This window comes from Halosimplex halophilum (genome assembly GCF_004698125.1).
Taxonomy (GTDB): Archaea; Halobacteriota; Halobacteria; order Halobacteriales; family Haloarculaceae; genus Halosimplex; species Halosimplex halophilum.
The window spans coordinates 284085-302159 of the sequence record NZ_SRHV01000005.1 but is presented as its reverse complement, the minus strand read 5'-3'; the positions used below and the strand labels follow the sequence as shown (position 1 = coordinate 302159).

The 18075-nt window shown below is 69.8% G+C and carries 19 protein-coding genes and 2 pseudogenes; 12 read left to right on the top strand and 9 right to left on the bottom strand.

Translation table 11 applies throughout. The features are described 5' to 3' along the window. Positions 1–244 precede the first annotated feature (244 nt). Both E3328_RS17910 and E3328_RS17905 read left to right on the top strand, forming a co-directional pair. Positions 245–538 carry a DUF7130 family rubredoxin-like protein gene (locus E3328_RS17910; protein ID WP_135366002.1) on the top strand — a complete coding sequence of 98 codons (294 nt, stop codon included), beginning with the start codon at positions 245–247 and terminating at the stop codon, positions 536–538. 9 nt (positions 539–547) lie between these two features. Further along, complete coding sequence (locus E3328_RS17905; RefSeq protein ID WP_135366001.1) at positions 548–1453, top strand: ketopantoate reductase family protein; 906 nt, start codon at positions 548–550, stop codon at positions 1451–1453. A 12-nt stretch (positions 1454–1465) separates the two neighbouring features. Here the strand turns inward: E3328_RS17905 and E3328_RS17900 are convergent, their stop codons facing one another. After that, complete coding sequence (locus tag E3328_RS17900) at positions 1466–3397, bottom strand: flippase activity-associated protein Agl23 (RefSeq protein WP_135366000.1); 1932 nt, start codon at positions 3395–3397, stop codon at positions 1466–1468. Positions 3398–3446: 49 nt separating this feature from the next. After that, positions 3447–3695, bottom strand: a complete 249-nt coding sequence (locus tag E3328_RS17895) for a DUF7533 family protein (RefSeq protein WP_209452234.1) — start codon at positions 3693–3695, stop codon at positions 3447–3449. Positions 3696–3831: 136 nt separating this feature from the next. On the opposite strand from E3328_RS17895, the gene E3328_RS17890 reads away from it, so the two are divergent. Then, a complete protein-coding gene (locus tag E3328_RS17890) occupies positions 3832–4488 on the top strand; it encodes a riboflavin synthase (protein WP_135365999.1) in 657 nt (218 codons plus the stop codon). Positions 4489–4495: 7 nt separating this feature from the next. Here the strand turns inward: E3328_RS17890 and E3328_RS17885 are convergent, their stop codons facing one another. Further along, a complete protein-coding gene (locus E3328_RS17885; protein ID WP_135365998.1) occupies positions 4496–5509 on the bottom strand; it encodes a PrsW family intramembrane metalloprotease in 1014 nt (337 codons plus the stop codon). Positions 5510–5833: 324 nt separating this feature from the next. Between E3328_RS17885 and pdxT the strand changes: the two genes are divergently transcribed. The 3 genes from pdxT to hisE all read left to right on the top strand — a co-directional run bounded on the left by pdxT (position 5834) and on the right by hisE (position 7218). After that, positions 5834–6460, top strand: a complete 627-nt coding sequence (pdxT, locus tag E3328_RS17880; RefSeq protein WP_135365997.1) for a pyridoxal 5'-phosphate synthase glutaminase subunit PdxT — start codon at positions 5834–5836, stop codon at positions 6458–6460. Between the two features lie 157 nt (positions 6461–6617). After that, on the top strand, positions 6618–6863 hold the full coding sequence (locus E3328_RS17875; protein ID WP_167837457.1) for an SHOCT domain-containing protein: 246 nt from the start codon (positions 6618–6620) through the stop codon (positions 6861–6863). Between the two features lie 67 nt (positions 6864–6930). After that, positions 6931–7218 carry a phosphoribosyl-ATP diphosphatase gene (hisE, locus tag E3328_RS17870; RefSeq protein WP_135365995.1) on the top strand — a complete coding sequence of 96 codons (288 nt, stop codon included), beginning with the start codon at positions 6931–6933 and terminating at the stop codon, positions 7216–7218. Between the two features lie 288 nt (positions 7219–7506). On the opposite strand, the gene E3328_RS17865 is transcribed toward hisE, so the two are convergent. Further along, positions 7507–7821, bottom strand: a complete 315-nt coding sequence (locus E3328_RS17865; protein WP_135365994.1) for an ASCH domain-containing protein — start codon at positions 7819–7821, stop codon at positions 7507–7509. Positions 7822–7886: 65 nt separating this feature from the next. Continuing rightward, complete coding sequence (locus E3328_RS17860) at positions 7887–8252, bottom strand: DUF5518 domain-containing protein (protein ID WP_135365993.1); 366 nt, start codon at positions 8250–8252, stop codon at positions 7887–7889. Positions 8253–8422: 170 nt separating this feature from the next. On the opposite strand from E3328_RS17860, the gene E3328_RS17855 reads away from it, so the two are divergent. Further along, on the top strand, positions 8423–9430 hold the full coding sequence (locus tag E3328_RS17855; protein WP_135365992.1) for an NOG1 family protein: 1008 nt from the start codon (positions 8423–8425) through the stop codon (positions 9428–9430). Positions 9431–9635: 205 nt separating this feature from the next. On the opposite strand, the gene E3328_RS17850 is transcribed toward E3328_RS17855, so the two are convergent. Together E3328_RS17850 and E3328_RS17845 are read right to left on the bottom strand one after the other, a co-directional pair. Continuing rightward, positions 9636–10391 (bottom strand): SIMPL domain-containing protein, encoded by a 756-nt coding sequence (locus E3328_RS17850; protein WP_135365991.1) that lies wholly within the window; start codon positions 10389–10391, stop codon positions 9636–9638. Positions 10392–10531: 140 nt separating this feature from the next. Continuing rightward, positions 10532–11815 (bottom strand): TIGR00341 family protein, encoded by a 1284-nt coding sequence (locus E3328_RS17845; protein ID WP_135365990.1) that lies wholly within the window; start codon positions 11813–11815, stop codon positions 10532–10534. A gap of 687 nt (positions 11816–12502) precedes the next feature. On the opposite strand from E3328_RS17845, the gene E3328_RS17840 reads away from it, so the two are divergent. The 3 genes from E3328_RS17840 (at position 12503) to E3328_RS17830 (ending at position 14683) form a co-directional block, all read left to right on the top strand. Further along, positions 12503–12898, top strand: a complete 396-nt coding sequence (locus tag E3328_RS17840; protein WP_135365989.1) for an Hsp20/alpha crystallin family protein — start codon at positions 12503–12505, stop codon at positions 12896–12898. 150 nt (positions 12899–13048) lie between these two features. After that, complete coding sequence (locus E3328_RS17835) at positions 13049–13447, top strand: ArsR/SmtB family transcription factor (RefSeq protein WP_135365988.1); 399 nt, start codon at positions 13049–13051, stop codon at positions 13445–13447. 123 nt (positions 13448–13570) lie between these two features. Beyond that, positions 13571–14683, top strand: a complete 1113-nt coding sequence (locus E3328_RS17830) for a pyridoxal-phosphate-dependent aminotransferase family protein (RefSeq protein ID WP_135365987.1) — start codon at positions 13571–13573, stop codon at positions 14681–14683. A 107-nt stretch (positions 14684–14790) separates the two neighbouring features. On the opposite strand, the pseudogene E3328_RS17825 reads toward E3328_RS17830, so the two are convergent. Both E3328_RS17825 and E3328_RS22185 read right to left on the bottom strand, forming a co-directional pair. Then, a pseudogene (locus E3328_RS17825) lies at positions 14791–15180 on the bottom strand (type II toxin-antitoxin system VapC family toxin). Continuing rightward, positions 15177–15329, bottom strand: coding sequence for a hypothetical protein (locus E3328_RS22185; RefSeq protein WP_167837456.1), 153 nt, complete (start codon positions 15327–15329; stop codon positions 15177–15179). The pseudogene E3328_RS17825 and the gene E3328_RS22185 overlap by 4 nt, the downstream one beginning before the upstream one ends. A gap of 58 nt (positions 15330–15387) precedes the next feature. Here E3328_RS22185 and E3328_RS17820 point away from each other — a divergent pair. Then, a pseudogene (locus tag E3328_RS17820) lies at positions 15388–15537 on the top strand (alanine--glyoxylate aminotransferase family protein); the annotation flags it as partial. Positions 15538–15696: 159 nt separating this feature from the next. Continuing rightward, entirely contained in the window at positions 15697–17985 is a 2289-nt protein-coding gene (locus tag E3328_RS17815) for a nitric-oxide reductase large subunit (protein WP_135365986.1), read from the top strand. Positions 17986–18075 lie beyond the last annotated feature (90 nt).

Sequence of the window (18075 nt, the reverse complement as noted above, 5' to 3'; positions counted from 1 at the left end):
AGTGCCTACTGTCTCGGACGGTCGAGTCGACTGCTAGCGAGCGCGTCGAGAGCTTTCGTCGCCTGCTGTCTCCTGCAGTAGACACGTCAGCTAGCGACGCATCGAGGGCCTTCAACACGCGCGGCCCCCGACGACACGTTCGTCCCCGTTTGACTTCCGAGGACCCGGTTCGAACCCACCACGCGGTACACGATCACGGGGTTCGGCACCTACATTTAAGCGTCAGTCAGGCGTCGATTCACGTATGAGCGAAGGAGACGAGGAGATCGACCTGGGGTTCGGACAGGCCGTGTTCGACGACGAGGGGAACCGGCTGGGGACCATCCGCGGGTTCGACGAGCACGGCTTCTACGTGACGACCGAGGAGGGAATCGCCGCGATGGGCCAACACCTCTCGACGACCGCCGACTCCGGCGAGGCCGAGCTGATGTGGCGCTGCTGGGAGTGCGGCGAGATGGGCGACATCGAGGAGATCCCCGACACGTGCCCGGCCTGCGGCGCCGAACGGGAGAGCATCTACTACTGGACCGAGGACTGACGCCCGGCCGTGCGCGTCCTCGTCTTCGGCGCCGGCAGCCTCGGCAGCCTCCTCGGCGGCCTGCTCGCGCGCGCCCACGACGTGACGCTGGTCGGCCGCGACCCCCACGTCGAGCGGGTCCGGAGCGAGGGCCTCCGGATAACCGGCGAGTGTGCAGAGCGCGTCGAACCGGCGGCCGCGACGGCGGTCCCCGACGAGCGCTTCGACCTGGCCGTCGTCGCCGTGAAGGCCTTCGACACGCCGGCGGCCGCCGAGGCGCTCGCCACCGCGAGGGTCGACGCCGTCCTCTCGATCCAGAACGGGCTGGGCAACGAGGCGACGCTGGCGGGCGCGCTCGACGCCGCGGTGCTCGCGGGCACCTGCACGTACGGCGCGCGCCTGACCGAGCCGGGGGTCGTCGAGTGCACCGGCCGCGGCGAGGTGGCGCTGGGGCCGCCCGACGGCGGCGAGTCGCCGGTCGCCGAGTCGGTCGGCGCGGCCCTGCGGGCGGCCGGGGTCGAGACGACCGTGGCGGCCGACATGCCCCGGCGACTGTGGGAGAAGCTGGCGGTCAACGCCGGTATCAACGCCGTGACCGCGCTGGCGCGGGTCGAGAACGGCGCCGTCGTCGACGGGCCGGCGGGCGGGCCGGCCCGCCGCGCCGCGAGGGAGGCCGCGCGGGTCGCGCGCGAGCGGGGGGTCGACCTGCCCGAGTCGACGGCCGTCGAGGCGGTCGAACGGGTGGCGGCGGCGACGAGCGCCAACCGGTCGTCGATGCTGCAGGACGTGGACGGCGGCGAGCGGACCGAGATCGACGCGATCAACGGCGCGGTCGTCGACCGGGCCGAGGGAGCGGTGCCGGTCAACGAGACGCTGGCGGCGCTGGTCCGTGGCTGGGAGCGCGAGCGCGGGTTGCGGCCGGAGGGCGAAACGTGACTCGGAGGCCAGTCAGTCGCGGACGGCGAGCGCGCGCGGTTCGACGGCGCTCGCGTCGCTCGACTCGTCGGGCGACCGGTCGCTGAAGAAGACGGCCTCGCTGCCGTAGTGGCGCAGGCGGTGTTCGTCGGCGTCGTACCCCTCCAGCGCGGGCGCGAGATCCGTCTCCAGTTCGTTCGGCGCGATGACGACCAGCGGGTCGACGTCGCCGTCCTGGAGTTGCTGGGCGGCGGTCTCGGCGTCCTGGATGCAGTCGCCCTCGGCGCCGTACGCCTCGACGTACCACTGCAAGGGGAGCGTGTTGCCGATGCTCGTACACGTCGGTTCGATCCCGGCGTCCCGCGGGTTGTCGCGGACGTAGCTGTTCCCGACGAAGAGCACGTCGACCCCCTCGTGGTCGGCGGCGTGGTCCTCCAGCACCGCCATCGAGGGGCGGAAGTCGTCGGCCGGCTGGGCGTACTGGACGAGTTCGTTGTCGTCGGTGGTGTCGTTCATGTAGACGTACCACCCCGCGGAGCCGGCCATGTAGCCGGCGATCAACACGAGGGCGAACGCGGTGATGCCGAACCGGACCGAGTCCGTGTGGAGGGCGTCCCGGGCCCTGTCGGCGACCAGCGCGATGCCGACGCCGGCGGGGACCGCCAGCGGCACCAAGGCGTTGACGGCGATCCAGGCGTTGGCGATGTCGGTCCCGAGCGGGTAGCCGACGACGGAGACGAACCCCCAGTAGGCGCAGAAGAGGACGACGCCCCGCGAGCGGACGCGGCCCCACCGCTCGGCGAGGAAGCCGACGACGGCCATCAGCGTCAGCGCGAGCGCCGACTGGGCCATCGCGTGGACCTCCTGGCCGAGGAAACAGAGGTAGGCGTCGATGATGTTGTCCTTCCGGCAGCCGGCGTCGGTCGTCCCGCCGAACCAGTAGCTGTAGCCCCTGACCACGTCGTCGAGCGTCCGGTCGAACAGATCCGGGAACAGCGTCGGGTTGACGACCGCCTGCCAGAAGCCGACGGCGGCGGTGTCGGGCGAGCGCGGCGCGTAGAAGTACAGCGTGACCGCGAGGAAGAGGAAGAGCGCGACCGTCCCGTGCCAGACGAAGTCGGCGACGTAGTCGGCGAGCGGGCGCCGCCCCCGCAGGTCGTCGAAGCGCTCGCGCGCCCACTCGAACCCCGAGCGGTCGCCGCCGGTGCGGAACAGCGTCTGGTCGAGCAACAGGGCGGTGGCGCCGACCCACACCAGCAGATAGACGGCGGCGTTCTCCTTGGCGGTAAAGGCGAGCGCGACGAGGACGACCGCGCCGTAGACGTACCACACCGACCGCTCGTCGTAGGCCCGCACGAGCAGGCCGAAGGCGACGAACGCGAACGCCGCGGCCAGCAGCGTGCTCCGGAAGAACCGCGAGTAGTACAGCAGGAGGGGGCTGAACGCGAGGAAGAAAGCGGTCCCGACGATCTCGTCGCCGTCGAGGTGCTCGCGGAAGAGGAGGGCGGCGAGCGGGAGGGCGGCGCCGACCAGCGCGACGAACAGCCGCATCGTGAAGTCGTTGGCGCCCAGCGCGTCGAAGAGGAACTTGTTGACGTGCTGGACGAGCGGCCCGTGGATGATGTACCGGTAGTGGAACTCGCCGGAGTCGAGGAAGTACGTCGACCACCAGGCGACCCGGCCCTCGTCGTAGTGGGCGACGCGATGGCCGAGGAGGGCGAGGCGGGCGAGCAGGCCGGCGGCGACGATCCCGAGGACCCAGCGGGTCGTCCGGTCGACGCGGTCGAACCGGCCGGCGAGCCCGTCGTCCGGGTCCCGGGAGGAGCGGTCGTTCGCCGGGGACTCACGGGCCGAATCGCCCGCTGCGGCCGAGTCACCGTCCGCGTCGCTATCGGCGGCCTCGGGCCCGGCAACGCCCTCGGCCCCGCCGTCGGCGGCGTCTGACTCGGAGTCGGAGCGGCTCATGTCCGCCGTGTCGCCCCCTCACGATTTCAACGCTTGGATCTCCAGCGGGTCACTCCTCGTCCTCGTCGGGCGACTTCGCGACCGCGCCGACCGTCCTGTCGACGGCCTCGCCGGCCAGGTCCTCGGCCGTCGTGACGTACTCCTCGATGGCGACCATCAGCACGGCGACGACGAGCAGCCCCGCGCCGACGGTCGGCCGGCCCCGCGCCAGCAGGAACTCCAGCCCCAGCAGCGCGACCGGGATCGCGAACACCAGCGTCGTCCCCAGCCCGACCATCCCGAGGATGCTCCGCGCCATACCCCCGGTTCCCCGCCGACGGGCAAAAGCTCCCCGCCTCCCGTCCGGGGTCGGACCGCTCCGCCCCGGTAGCGACACTCCCGTTCCAGATCCGGGAACGGTAACCCTTTTGCGACGATCCTCCCAAGCGTCGGGTATGTTCACCGGGATCGTCGAGGAGACGGGCGAGATCGTCGAGATCGAGGACAGCGACGCCGGCCGCCGGCTCCGGATCGCGACGACGTTCGCGGACCTCGAGGGCGGCCAGAGCATCAGCGTCGACGGGGCGTGTCTCACGGTCGAGGAACACGCCGACGGCGAGTGGTTCTCGGTGTTCCTGGCCGCCGAGACGCTGGAGCGGACGACCTTCGACGCGGCCAGCGAGGGCCAGGCGGTCAACCTGGAGCGGGCGCTTTCGGCCGACGAGCGGTTCGACGGCCACGTCGTCCAGGGCCACGTCGACGGCACCACCGAGATCGTCGACATCGAACGGGTGGGGGAGGACTGGGCGTACACCTTCGAGCTCCCCGCCGGACTCGAACAGTACGTCGTCGAGAAGGGGTCGGTCGCGCTCGACGGGATCAGCCTGACCGTCGCCGCGCTCGACGACGCCGGCGGGACGTTCTCCGTGGCGATCATCCCGACGACCTACCACGAGACGACGCTCTCGGCGAAGGAAGTCGGCGACCCCGTCCACGTCGAGGTGGACGTGTTCGCCAAGTACGTCGAGCGGATGCTCGGGATGGCCGACCGCGACGCCGAGGGCCTCGCGGACGCCGCCGCCGTCCGCGAGGCCCTCGGCGAGTACCGGTAGCCGGCGTTCAGCCGTCGAACTCGGTGAGCTCCGCGGGCTCGTCGTCGGGCGCCTCGTCGGTCGCCTCGCGGTAGGCCCGCCTGTACCGGGAGATCTTCCGGATCAGCAGGAGGCCGAAGACCCCGTCGTAGACGAGGATGAACCCGAAGAAGGCGACGAACCAGGGGATCCCCGTGATGTCGGCGACGACGCCCGGCAGGTACCCCGACAGCGTGTTGTACAGCGCGTGGACCACCGTCGCGATGATGAGTCCCTTGACGACGATGGGGCCGGCGCGGTCGGGGTTGAACTTCGCCAGGCCGAGGTAGTAGCCGGCGAACGCCGAGTAGATGACGTGGCCCGGCCCCGCGAGCGCGCGGACTGCGGTGATGCCGCTGCCGGCGAGGACGAGGTTGAACGTGTCCGCGATGCCCTGCGTCTGGCCCGCGATGTAGATGGCGTTCTCGATGGTCGCGAAGCCCAGGCCGGCCATCGCGCCGTAGACCGCGCCGTCGACGACCGCGTCGAACTTCGAGGTGCGGTAGGCGTAGAGTCGGACCGCCAGCAGCTTCACCGTCTCCTCGACCGGGCCGACGACGAGGAAGAAATAGAGGATCTGGGTGCCCCAGAACATCAGTCCCAGGCTCTCCAGCGAGACGCTGACGACGGTATTCACGACGCCGGCGAACCCGGCGAACAGCACGCCGAGCGCGAACGTCCCCACGAGCAGCTCCAGCGGCTCGGAGCTGGTCACGTCGGCGTACCAGACGTACGCCGCCAGCCCCAGCGCCGGCACCGCCGACAGCAGCGTGAAGGTGCCGACGATCGGGTCCGTGACCGCCCCGAGCCCGCCGAGGACGAACTGCGACGCGAGGATCGCCAGCGCCAGCACCACGACGAGCAGCCGCAGCCCCGACACCCCCGCCGAGTAGACGAACACGGACAGGCTGTCCAGCAGCGACCGCGGCTCCCACGTCGACACCTCGTAGAGGTCGCGCCCGCTGTCGGCGCGCGCCTCGACCGGATCCCGACTGTCTGACATGGATCCACTGTCGGCCCACAACCCCTAACAGTTTGGCCCTGCCGGCCCGACCTTATACGTGCTAGAGGTAGTTTAACACACCATATCCCATTGAGGGGTACGGTTATGCGTGCGAACCCGGGAGTGACGCCCGATGACACGAGTCAGTTCCAGCCGCGGGATGCTCTACTCGACCCCGCCGGGCGAGGACGCCGACGAGGAGCCGACGGCCGAGGAATCGGCCGACGACTGAGCGGGTCGCCGGAGGTTGCATCGGGGAGACCAGTAGCGCGCAACGCCTGCGGGGAGCGAGAGCTTTTTCGCCACAGGTTCGATAGGAGTGGTATGACCATCAGGGCGGGCGTCGTCGCCGTCCAGGGCGACGTGAGCGAACACGCCGACGCCATCCGACGAGCCGCCGCCGGCCGCGGCGCCGAGGCCGAGGTCGTCGAGATCCGCCAGTCGGGCGTCGTCCCCGACTGCGACATCCTCCTCATGCCCGGCGGCGAGTCGACGGCCATCTCCCGGCACCTCCACCGCGAGGGCATCGCCCCCGAGATCGAGGCCCACGTCGCCGACGGCAAGCCCGTCCTGGCGACCTGCGCGGGCCTCATCGTCGCCGCGGCCGACCCGAACGACGACCGCGTCGACTCGCTGGGGCTGGTCGACGTGAGCGTCGAGCGCAACGCCTTCGGCCGCCAGGCCGACAGCTTCGAGGCGCCGCTGGACGTGGCTGGCCTCGACGAACCCTTCCCCGCCGTGTTCATCCGCGCGCCGGTCATCGACTCGGTCGGCGACGTGGAGGTCCTCGCCGAGTGGGACGGCCGCGCCGTCGCGGTCCGCGACGGACCCGTCGTCGCCACCTCCTTCCACCCCGAGCTGACCGACGACGCCCGGATCCACGACCTGGCCTTCTTCGAGGGCGAAGCCGCGAGCGCGGCGAACGACCGTGGAAGCGAGCCCGAAGCGTAGCGTCCGGTCGCGGCCGGTCGACCCCGTTCTCAGGTCGTGACAATCCCGACCAGCGGTTTATCTCCGCGGTGCGTCCGTTCGAGTGAGGAGTGATTCCATGCTCGACACAGCGATACTGCTTCAGCACGGACCGCACCACGGACCCCAGGGGGGAGCGATGGGAGCCGCCGGTGGGGGCGGCTGGATGGGGTTCGGACTCCCCTGGGGACTGCTGTGGGTGCTCCTCTCGGTCGCCCTGCTTTTCGCCGCAGCGTATCTGCTCGCCGACCGGCTGGGGGACAGCGGCGCCCGCGAGGCGGCGGACCCGATGACGACGCTCGAACGCCGGTACGCCCGCGGCGAGATCGACGACGAGGCCTTCGAGGAGCGCCGGATCCGGCTCAGCGAGCGCGACCGACTGTGAGTCCCCGCTCGGTCGCCGCGAGCGCGAACCCGAGGGGACTTACCGGAGCGCGCCGACAGCCCGTGTAATGACTGACGACGTGCTAGACGAACTGTTCGCCGTCATCGAGGACCGCAAGGCCGAACTCCCCGAGGATTCCTACACCGCCTCGCTGTTCACCCACGAGAAGGGCGAGAACGCCGTCCTGGAGAAGCTCGGCGAGGAGACGACCGAGCTGCTGCTGGCCGCCAAGGACGACGACCGCGAGGAGGTCGCCCACGAGTCCGCCGACATCGTCTACCACCTGCTCGTCCTGCTGGCGATGAAGGACATGGACCTGGCGGACCTGCGCGACGAGTTGGCTGAGCGGCGGTAGAGACGAACGCAGTCGTCACCGCGACCGCTCTCACGGCGACCGCGGACTCGATCGGCACTGCGAACAGCGTGAAAGCCCCGACCGTCTGCACTCCCGCGGCTCGCTGCGCGCTTCCCTCGCTTCGCTCGGTCCAGTGCTTGCGTCGCCGGGGTTCGTGCAGACGGTCGCCCCTTTCATTCCCACCCGTTTCTCCTGAACGAGCAGTCTACGCGGGTGGGGTCTTTCACACTACTTGCGGTCCCGGTTTCCGTAGCCGTGGCAGTAGTCCTCCTCGGACGGGTTCGGAAGCTACTCCCGCGGCTCGAACCGGTGACGGACGACCTCGCTGTCGTCGTCCCACTCGAAGGAGTCGTGGACGCGCTTCAGCCGCTCGCGGTAGGCCGCCAGGTCCTCGGATCCCTCACGCTGGGCGTCCTCGTCGGTCAGGTCGCCGAGCGTGCGGCGGGTCACGTCGGTCACCTCGAAGGTCGTCCCGTCGACCTCGAAGGTGTCGCCCTCGTCGGCGTATCTGTGCCCGCGGTGTAGCTGTGTGACCTCCCCGGCCGCGGCCATCCGCTGGACGTGCTCGTTCGGCAGGAGTTCGCCGGCGTCGATCTCGGTCATGTGCGAGCGTCAGGACGGGACCGGCAAAAGGGTGACTCCGGCGGGTCAGTTCCCGACGCTCCGGGTCAGTCCGCGAGGACCGCGCCGATGGCGCCGCCGACGGCGCTGTCGAGGGCGAAGACGAACGCGATGACGAGGCCGACGACGACGACGCTGACGCCGCCGAGCAGCCCGCCGATGGGGCCGCCGAGGGCGCCGCCCAGGAGGCCGGCGATGGGGGCAGTGACGACGACGAGCACCAGCCCGCCGAAGGCGCCGGCGAGCAGCCCGTGCCAGAGGCCGTTCCCGAGGCCGCCGCCGGCGAGGTAGCCGGCGACGAACCCCGCGATCAGCCCGGCGCCGACGTGGCCGACCACCGGGACGAGGAAGGCGGCGAGTCCCGCGACGATACCGGCGACGAACCCCCAGACGACCGCGCTCCAGTCTGTCATACCCTCTGTAGGGCGCCGGGACCCATAGGCGATCCGCCGTGGTTCGCAGGCCCGGTGGGCGGGGCGGGTGGCGGGTCGGGGAACAGGCGCCGGCTCGCGGGCTGCGGCGGGCTGACACGGCCGTCGGCGAGTAAACGGCCTTTTACGCGCCGGCCGTCTACGGGGGCCCAATGAGCCAACCGTTCGAGGACCTGCCGACGACGCCGACCGCCGAGGAGCTGGTGGACAAGGCGTTCTCGCGGGCCGCGCGCGCGGGGCGGGCCAAGAGCGGCCACGACGCCCCACTCTCGATGCTACAGACCGCCTCCAATATCGCCTCCGACAACCTGGAGAACGTCGTCACCGACTGGCCGGACTTCGACGACCTGGACCCGTTCTACGAGGAACTGGCCGACGCCGTCATCGCCTCCAACACCACCGGCGACGACGCGCCGGCGATTGGCGGTATCGACGCCGTCCGACAGCACCTCTCGGAGATCAACTGGGCGAGTCAGAAGACCGCCGAGATCCGCGACGAGTACCAGGGCCGGATTGCCACCGGCGACATCGACACCGCCCGGGAGCTCCGCAAGCAGGCCTTTGCCCGCATCGCCGACGTGGTCGAGGAGGTCGAGGACGACCTCGCGGCGGTCGGCGCCGCCCGCGACGACCTGAAGACGCTGCCGGACATCCGTCCCGACGAGCCGACCATCGTCGTCGCCGGCTACCCCAACGTCGGCAAGTCCACGTTCGTCAACGCCGTCACCAACGCCGAAAACGAGACCGCCTCCTACCCGTTCACGACGACCGAGATCCGCGTCGGGCACTTCGACGACGGACACATCCGCTACCAGATCGTCGACACCCCGGGTCTCCTCGACCGGGCGCCCGAGGAGCGCAACGACGTGGAATCGCAGGCCGTCAGCGCGCTCGAACACCTCGCCGACGGGGTGCTCGTGCTCGTCGACGCCAGCGGGGAGTGTGGCTACCCGCTGGACACGCAGCTCGCCCTGCGCGACGACCTCGAAGCGCGCTTCGACGTGCCCGTGCTCACCGTCTGCAACAAGGCCGACCGCTCGCGCGACGTGGACGCGGACCTGTACATGAGCGTCACCGAGGACGAGAACGTCCAGGGCGTCCTCGACGCCGCGGTCGAGGCGGTCGACTACGAGCCGGAACTGCCCTACGACGGGTCCTGACGGCGGGACCGGACCGCTGTTTTTCGGCGGCCCGCAGAACCGCGAGCCGCGGCTGTCGAGGCGAGCGAAGCGTCACCGGGGGAACCGGTGACGGGAGAACGGAACCGTCAGCGGGTGGGGAGTGCCCGACGCCGCGGGACCGGTACGGGGCGCCGGGCGGTGGGTGGCGGATGGCAACCGGTCGTGGGACGAGCGGCAGTCGGCGTCAGCCGTCGGTCTCGTAGACGACGGTGACGGAGGCGCTGACGCTGACCGGGCCGCTGTCGATGGAGGTGCCAGCGTCGCCGCCGGCGGAGAGCGCGGCCGTCTCGACGGCGTAGGGCCGGGCGCTGTACTCCGTGGTGGAGACGCGGTCGACGCCGGTGACGCTCAGGTCCTCGGCGGCGGCGATGGTGCCGGCCTCGCCGCGCGCGGTGTTCATCGCCTCGGTCAGGGCCTCCTGGCGGAGCTCCTCGCGCTTGTCCGCCGAGAGGGTGAACTCGATGCCGTCGACCTCGTCGGCGCCGTTGGTGACGGCGGTGTCGACGACCTGGCCGACGCTGTCGGGGTCGTCGGTCGTGATGGCGAACGTGTGGATGGCGCGGTAGGCCGGCTCCTCGCTCTGGCCGCCGCCGTAGCGGCGGTTCGTCGAGATGTCGTAGTAGGCCGTCCGGATCTGACCGCTCTCGATGCCCATCTCTTCGAGCGCCGAACGCATCGAACTGGCGTTCTCCGAGAGGTGCGACCGGACCGTCTCGATGTCGTCACCCGTGGCGACGACGCCGACGCGGACGACCGCGCGGTCGGCCTCGGCCTGGACCTGCCCGGAGGCGCCGACGGTGATCGTGTCGCTCGCGTCCGCCTGGGCGGACTGCTGTGCCTCGACCGGCGAGCCGCCGGCCGCGAACGCGGCGCCGACGCCCGCCGTCGCCAGCAGCGCGGCGACGACGGCCACGCCGGCGAGTGTGAGTCGTGAGTTCATGCACTCGGTCGGACGACCCCCTATCAAATAGCAACCACGTTAACTCAAACGCCTCTTTGAAGGTCCGAAATCACCGTCTGACGGGCGTCTGACGGGACACACCGGACCGGGACCGGCCCGCCGCGGGTGACAGCCGGCTGTCAGGCCGAGTCGGTGACGACGTACCGGACCTGTGTCTCGACCTCCCGGTCGATGGCCCGCTCGACGCGGCGGTCGATCCGTTCGGCCAGCGCCGGGTGGTCGTGGTCGTCGACGCCGACGGTCACCGTGATCCCGACGGGGTGGCGAAAGAGCGGACCGCCGCTGCGGTTGACCTCCATCGAGAGCACCTCCGGGGAGCCCTCCGTCTCGGCGAGCGCGGCGTTTGTCGCCTCCTGGATCCGCTCCTCGGTCGTCGCCCCCTGGAAGGAGTCGTAGGTGACGCCGCCGAGGAACACCGACAGCGCGACGATGGCGACGACGAGGATGCCGATCCGGCGGACGGTCGCGCCGCGGGCCTCCTCCAGCTGGAACCAGTTGGTCGGCCGGTAGCCGCTGTAGCGGAGGACGACCAGCGCGGCGAGGTTGATCGACAGCAGGTTCACCAGCACGAGCACGCTCGAACCCAGCGAGACGACGGGTTTGCCCCACGCGATACCGATGCCGACGGTGGCCGCCGGCGGGATGAGCGCGACGGCGATCATCACGCCGACGATCGCAGAGGAGATCCCCGCCGTCAGCGAGATCGCGCCGGCGACGCCCGCGCCGAGTGCGACCACCAGCGAGAGGAAGTCGGGGTACAGCCGGCTGCGGACCTGCGGGATGGCCGTCACGTCGGTAAACGGCGGGATCAGGTGGACGGTCTTGACCAGCCACGCGAAGGCGGCGGCGCTCGCGATCGAGACGGCGAGGCCGACCGCCTGCAGCTTGACGCCGCGTGCGAACAGGTCGTCGTCGACGACGACCGTCCCGACGCTGGCGGCCATCGCCGGGCCGATCAGCGGCGCGATCACCATCGACCCGACGATGACCGCCGGGGAGTTCAGCAGGAGGCCGGCGGTCGCGATGACCGCGCTGACGACCGTCATCACGAGGTACGCCGGCGTCGACAGCAGCAGGTCCTTGGCCGCCGCGACCAGCTCCTCCCGGGCGATGCGGTCGCCGTTCTCCTCCTCGGCGTAGCGCTCCTCCAGCTGTTCGAACTCGTCGGAGACGACCGTCTCCGCGTCGAGGACGACCGTGTAGGTGCTCTCGTCGATGCCGGCGCCCCGGAGCGTGTCCAGCACCGGCTCGACGGCGTTGGTCGGCAGCGGGACGTACGCCACCGCGGCGTACTCCCGGCCGCTGGTCTCGTCCGTGACGATGTAGTCGATGTCCTCCTCGTCGAGCGCCCGCGTGACTGTCTCGCGCTTGCCCGTCGGGATCGTGATCTGGACGAGACGCACGTGCCACCGAACGTGCAGGACGGTGAAATACGCTCGGGATCGAACCCCGCCGCGCTTCGCGGTCGACCGGCGGGTTGCTCCGCGGTACAGGGGTCAGGTAGCGGTCGCGGTGCGGTCGGCACGCGCTGGAGCGCGCTCTCGTGCGCGCGACGGAAACCGCGCGAGGGATGAGCGGAGGAACGGAGTGACGGAGCGAATCGGCTGGGGAGGTTCGTGGCCGTCTGCGGTGCTGTGCGGGGCGGTTGCGGTCGCGGTGCGGCGCGGTCCCTGGCGTCCGCGCGAACGTGTGAGCGCGGGCTCGGGAGAGCTTGCTCTCCCGGCGGACTGAACGGGCGAGGCGTGCTCGCGTTTATGTAGTCGTCTGAGCGACCCCTGTCCGCGCGGTGCGAGGCGCGCAGCGCCTCGAAGCGAACGGCTGTGCCGTGAGCGGGCGGTGCGGAGAGCGCGGATATGTCGCTTGGTTCGAGAGAGCGAAGCGCTCTCGTCATCTTGGAAATCTTCGATTTCCGGCGACAGCGACCGCGAGCGCGCCGAGGGCTTTCATCGCCTGTCGTCGAGTGCGGTCGCGATCGGCCCGATCCCCTTCACGAGGGGGCGACTCGAAACACCGACTCGACTCACACGCCGTCACGCCCGGACGGATCCGCGAGCCGAAAGCTTTTGCCGCCGATCCACATAGCACGTTGCATGCGACGCGACGACCGCGACGACCCCTTCGACGAGTTCTTCCGGGAGATAGAGCGGATGATGAACGACGTGATGGACGACGCCCGCACCCGCGGGGGCGCCGACCCCGGCGCCTCGGAGCCGTCGGGCGCGGACGTCCACCTCGACGTGTACGAGGAGGACGACTCCCTGCGGGTGGTCGCGGACATCCCCGGCGTCGACAAGCGCGACATCGACCTGCGCTGTGACGGCGAAGTGCTCACCCTCGACGCGGCCGGCGACGCCCGCGAGTACCACGAGCGGGTCCGCCTGCCCGCTCGCGTCGACGAACACTCCGCCGCGGCGTCGTACAACAACGGCATCCTCGAAGTGACCTTCGACCGCGCCGACGACTCCGCGAACATCGACCTGTCCTGAGCGGTTCCGGTCGTCCCCGCCGCCACCGCGGCGGTAGTCGCTCGCTTCCCACCACACGTCCCGAGCCCCCGGCTCGCCCTCGACGGCCGGCAGTTCGTCGGTCCCGCACCCGCCACAAAATACAGGAACCGGCCGGCCGCACTCCCGCCGATGACCGGTCCGGTCGACGACCCGGCCGAGGCGTTCGAACTGCTGGGCGACGAAACGCGACTGTCGATCCTGCGGGCGCTGGCCGAGGCCGACGAGCCGCTGGCGTTCACCCGCCTGCGCGAGCGCGCCGGCGTGGCCGACTCCGGCCGGTTCAGCTACCACCTGCGGCGCCTGTGCGAGTACTTCGTCCGCGAGACGGCCGACGGCTACGAACTCGGACACGCCGGCAGTCGCGTGATCGCGGCGACGGGCGAGGCGGACGACACCGACGCTCCAACCGTCGACACCGCCGGATCGGACGCGAACGCCGCCGGCACCGACGAGTGTCCGGTCTGTGGCGACGAGGAGTGCGAGAAGCTGTTCCACGTCCACCTCTCGGCGCCGTGGCGGGGCGAGTGACGAACTACCGATTCGCGGGGGGTGACGACGCCGACTGTGTCGACTGCGTCGACCGTGTCGCCCCGGCATCAAAACTACCATACCGCCTCGCTCCGACCGTTCCGGTAACAGACGGTGGTTTCCGTGCCCAAGAAACAGGAATACACAGGCGACTACGACGACAAGACGCTGTACATCCCCGGCCCGACCGAAGTGCGCGAGGACGTCATCGACGAGATGGCCCAGCCGATGTTCGGCCACCGGATGGACCGGATGACCGACCTCTACACGACCATCGTCGAGGACACCAAGGAGTTCCTCGGCACCGACAACGAGGTCGTCATCCTCACCGCCTCCGGCACCGAGTTCTGGGAGGCCTCGACGCTGAACCTCGTCGACGAGAACATCCTCGTCCCCACCTGCGGGAGCTTCAGCGAGCGCCACGCCAACGTCGCCGAGCGCCTCGGCAAGGACGTCGACCGCCTGGAGTACGACTGGGGCGAGGCCATCAAGCCCGAGGACATCCGCGCGGAACTGGAGGAGAGCGACAAACACTACGACGTGGTCGCCACGGTGATGAACGAGTCCTCGACGGGCGTCCGCAACCCCATCGAGGAGATCGGCGACGTGGTCGCCGAGTACCCGGACACCTACTTCGTCGTCGACGCCGTCTCCGCGCTGGGCGGCGACTACGTCGACATCGACGAACACGACATCGACGTGATCTTCGCCTCGACGCAGAAGGCGTTCGCGATGCCCCCCGGCCTCGCAGTCTGCGTCGTCAGCGACGAGGCCTACGAGCGGGAACTCGACAAGGACTCGGCGTCGTGGTACGGCGGCTTCCAGCGCACGCTGGACTACTACGACCGGAAGGGTCAGACCCACTCCACCCCCGCCATCCCGGTCATGCTCGCCTACCGCAAGCAGATGAAACACATGCTGGAGGAGGGCCACCGCGCCCGCGACCAGCGCCACCAGGAGATGACCGAGTACGTCCACGACTGGGCCCGCGAACACTTCGATCTCTTCGCCGAGGAAGGCTACCGTTCCCAGACCGTCTCCTGCATCGAGAACACCCAGGGCATCGACGTGGCCGCGACCATCGAACAGGTGTCCGAGGAGTACGACTTCGTGTTCTCGAACGGCTACGGCTCCCAGCTCGGCGAGAAAACATTCCGCATCGGCCACATGGGTGAGCACGACCTGGAAAGCATCCGGGCGCTCACTGACGCCATCGAGGACGTGGCCGACCTCTGAGCGGAGCCTGATTGCGCCGGGGGAGCGCGATTCGCGGCCCGACCGGGGTAAGTCGTCGAACGGGCGGCCGCGTGGCGAAGTGACCGGCGATCCGGTTTCCTGCGTATTCAGACCGCGTCTTCCGGGAGCACTGCTCCGTGTTCGACCAGTTCGCCGTCGAACGAGACGAGCGTCGCGTCGATCGCCTCGGCCGCGGCGAGAACGAGGGCGTCCATCGGATAGAGGAGTGTTTCGGACTGGAGTCAGTTGGCAGCCATCCCGTCCGAAGCATCGATGAACGTGACCGTCGTTCGGGACGTGACCCGGTTTTCGATCTGTTCGATCCGGTCGCGCTCGAACTGCTTTTTCTTCGAGAGGACGCTCCTGAGCTCCATCAGGTTGAGTACCGAGACGTGCGGGTCGTCGGCCTCGTTGAGAAGTTCTCGTGCCAGGTCCGACCGCTCCGTATCGGTCGTGACCGCTGCGACGAGGACGTTCGTATCGAGAAGCAGTTTCATAGCCGTTCGCGGGCGTCGCGAACCGCCTCGACAGCATCGACTTCGACGTCGACGGCCAGCTCCTCCAGCGCGTCGCCCAGCGGAACGCTCTCGTCGTCCTCCGGGTCCGTCGCCACGAACTCCGCGAGGTCTTCCGTAGTGAGGCTCATGTGTATCGGTTACACTGCCGTTCGCAAAAACCTGCCGGCGGTTCGACTCCGGGCCGGTGCCGTCTTCGAGGAGTACGACTTCGTGTTCTCGAACGGCTACGGCTCCCAGCTCGGCGAGAAAACATTCCGCATCGGCCACATGGGTGAGCACGACCTGGAGAGCATCCGGGCGCTCACCGACGCCATCGAGGACGTGGCCGACCTCTGAAACGGCCGCCGGACGACGGGGAACCAACACCGCTTTTCGCACGATTGCGTCCGGATCGACGGACGATAGCGACCCGGGTCGGGCGAAGATGTTCGCATGGCGTTCCGGTCACCGGGAGCGGGGCGGGGTTTGGTAAGTGCGGGCGACAGAGGCCCGCACATGGAAGTCAAGCGCGCGACGATCGCGAAGATACTGGCAGCGGTCTTCGTGTTCAACCTGGTGGTGATGGCCGGCGGCGCCTGGCTGGCCTACCAGGAGGCGCCGCCGATCCCCGAGGAGGTCGTCGGGCCCGACGGCGAGACGGTGATGACCGGGACGGACATCCGCGAGGGCAAGAAGGCCTTCCAGCGCGACGGGCTGATGAACCACGGGTCGATACTCGGCAACGGCGCCTACTACGGCGCCGACTACACCGCGGACACGCTCGACCTGAAGGTCGAGCACATGCGCGAGTACTACGCCCGCGAGCGCTACGGCGCCGAGTACGGCGAACTCGACTCCGCCGAACAGGCCGCCGTCGGCGACGACGTCGAGCAGGACCTCGACGAGTCCTACGGGGGCGGCGCCATCGAGTACTCCGCCGCCGAGGTGTACGCCCACGAGCAGGTCCGCGAGGAGTACGTCGAGCGCTACCACGAGGGCGACCACGAGCGCGGGGTCCCCGTCGACATGATCGACGACGAGACCGAGGCCCGGCAGTTCGCGGACTTCGCGCTGTGGACGGCCTGGTTCTCCCACACCGACCGGCCGGCGGGCGACCACTCCTACACGAACGACTGGCCCTACCAGCCCGCCGCCGGCAACGACGCCACCGCCGCCGCGATGACCTGGAGCGTCATCGCCATGGTCCTCCTGGTCGGCGCCGCCGGCGCCGGCATCTGGCTCTACAAGTCGGTCCGGCTCCCCGAGCCCTCCGCCGAGGGCATCTCCGTCCCCGAACCCGGCGACGTGAGCGTCTTCCCGAGCCAGCGGGCCGCGCTGCGATTCATCCCGGTCGCCGCCGGGCTCTTTCTGGCGCAGGTCATGCTCGGGGGCCTGCTCGCGCACTTCTACATCGAGCGCGCCGGCTTCTTCGGGATCGAGGAGATATTCGGCGTCCACATCCTCCAGTTGCTCCCCTTCGCCCTCGCCAAGACCTGGCACATCGACCTGGGGGTCCTCTGGATCGCCGCGACGTGGCTGGGCGCCGGCCTGTTCCTCCCGCCGCTGCTGACCGGCCACGAGCCGAAGCGCCAGTCGACGTTCGTCAACGGTCTGCTCGGCGCGGTCGTCGTCGTCACCGTCGGCGGCATGGCGGGCATCTGGCTCGGCGCGCAGGGCTACCTCGACGGCGCGCTGTGGTGGCTGATCGGCAACGAGGGTCTGGAGTACCTCGAAGTGGGGAAGGTCTGGCAGGCGGGGCTGCTCGCCGGGTTCCTCGCCTGGGCCGTCCTCTCCGTTCGCGGGCTCAAGCCCATGCTCGACAGCGAACCGGTCTACGGGCTCGCGCACATGATCCTCTACGCCGGCGGCTCCATCGCCCTGCTCTTTACCGCCGGGTTCCTGTTCACCCCCGAGACCAACATCGCCGTCACGGAGTTCTGGCGCTGGTGGGTCGTCCACATGTGGGTCGAGGGCGCCTTCGAGTTCTTCATCGTCGCCATCGTCGGCCTGACCCTGGTGTCGATGAACCTCCTCAAACGGCGCAGCGCCGAGAAGGCGGTCATGCTCCAGGCGCTTTTGGTGATGTCGACCGGCGTCATCGGCGTCTCGCATCACTACTGGTGGATCGGCATGCCCGACCTGTGGGTGCCCATCGGGAGCGTCTTCTCCACGCTGGAGCTGCTCCCGCTCGTCTTCATCCTCTACGAGGCTATCGGCCAGTACCGCGCGATGCACTCCGGGAGCGACCCGTTCCCCTACCGGCTCCCCTTCATGTTCATCGTCGCCAGCGGGTTCTGGAACTTCGTCGGCGCCGGCGTGCTCGGCTTCTTCATCAACCTCCCGCTGATCAACTACTACGAGCACGGCACCTACCTCACCGTCGGCCACGCCCACGCCGCGATGTTCGGCGCCTTCGGCTTCCTCGCGCTGGGGATGGTCACCTACATGCTCCGGATCGCCATCCGGCCCGAGCGCTGGGACGGCTCCTGGCTGCGCGGCGCGTTCTGGCTGTGGAACGTCGGCCTCGCGCTGATGGTGTTCGTCTCCGTCCTGCCCGTCGGGTTCCTCCAGCTGGAGGCCATCTTCACCGCCAGCTACGACGCCGGCCGCAGCCTCGCGTTCTACGAGCGGCCGATCGTCCAGACGCTGTTCTGGGCGCGGCTGCCCGGCGACACCATGATCATCGCCGGGACGGCGCTGTACGCCGCCGACCTGGTGCGCAAGCGGTTCGTCCTCCGCGGGACCGAGGACGACCCCAGCGTCGACGACATGGCCGTCGCCGAGGGCGTGCTGGGCGACGACTGAACCCCGGGGACGCCGCCGGCCACCACCGGGGGACCGGTCCGCAGCCCTCTCGAACTCGACGGTGATACCGAGAGGGGTTTCCCCGCAGAC